At 59.5% G+C, this 969-nt stretch carries 1 pseudogene; it reads left to right on the top strand.

The window, feature by feature from the left end:
* Window positions 1-51: 51 nt before the first annotated feature.
* Window positions 52-969: pseudogene (locus tag P0Y67_RS22670) on the top strand (transketolase-like TK C-terminal-containing protein); the annotation flags it as partial.

The following is a 969-nucleotide window of genomic DNA, read 5'->3' as shown; positions in this document are numbered from 1 at the left end:
AATGTGCAAATCAACCGGACGGGCGCCGATAGCACAGCCACCTGGCAGCGACACCTGGCCGCGTATGAAGCCGCGCACCCAGAGCTGGCCGCGGAATTCAAACGCCGTGTGAACGGTGAACTGCCGGCACAGTGGGAAGCTGCCACCAGCCAGATCATTGCCGATTTGCAGGCCAACCCGGCCAACATCGCTTCCCGTAAAGCCTCTCAGAACGCGCTGGAAGCCTTCGGCAAAATCCTGCCTGAGTTCATGGGCGGCTCGGCCGACCTGGCACCCTCCAACCTGACCATGTGGTCTGGTTCGAAGTCTTTGACCGCAGATGACGCATCCGGTAACTACATCCACTACGGTGTGCGTGAGTTCGGCATGACGGCCATTATCAACGGTATCGCCCTGCACGGCGGTTTTGTGCCTTACGGCGCAACTTTCCTGATGTTCATGGAATACGCCCGTAACGCCATGCGCATGGCCGCGCTGATGGGCGTGCAGAACATTCAGGTTTATACCCACGATTCTATCGGTCTGGGTGAAGACGGCCCGACGCACCAGCCGGTGGAGCAAATCGCTTCGCTGCGCCTGACCCCGAACATGAGCACCTGGCGTCCGTGTGACCAGGTTGAATCGGCGGTGGCCTGGAAACTGGCCATCGAGCGTAAAGATGCGCCAACCGCGCTGATCTTCTCGCGTCAGAACCTGGCTCAGCAAGAACGTAACGACGCACAGGTTGCAGATATCGCCAAGGGGGGTTACATCCTGAAAGACTGCGCTGGCAAGCCTGAGCTGATTTTGATTGCCACCGGCTCTGAAGTTGAGCTGGCGGTGAACGCCGCGGCCGAGCTGAGCGCCGAAGGTAAGCAGGTGCGTGTGGTGTCTATGCCATCGACCGATGCCTTCGACAAGCAAGACGCGGCATACCGTGAGTCTGTGCTGCCATCTGACGTGACTGCCCGTATCGCTATCGAAGCCGGT

Source organism: Photobacterium sp. SP02, assembly GCF_038519165.1.
Taxonomy (GTDB): Bacteria; Pseudomonadota; Gammaproteobacteria; order Enterobacterales; family Vibrionaceae; genus Photobacterium; species Photobacterium halotolerans.
The sequence above is the reverse complement of the archived record's forward strand: the minus strand, read 5'-3'. Positions and strand labels throughout refer to the sequence as shown.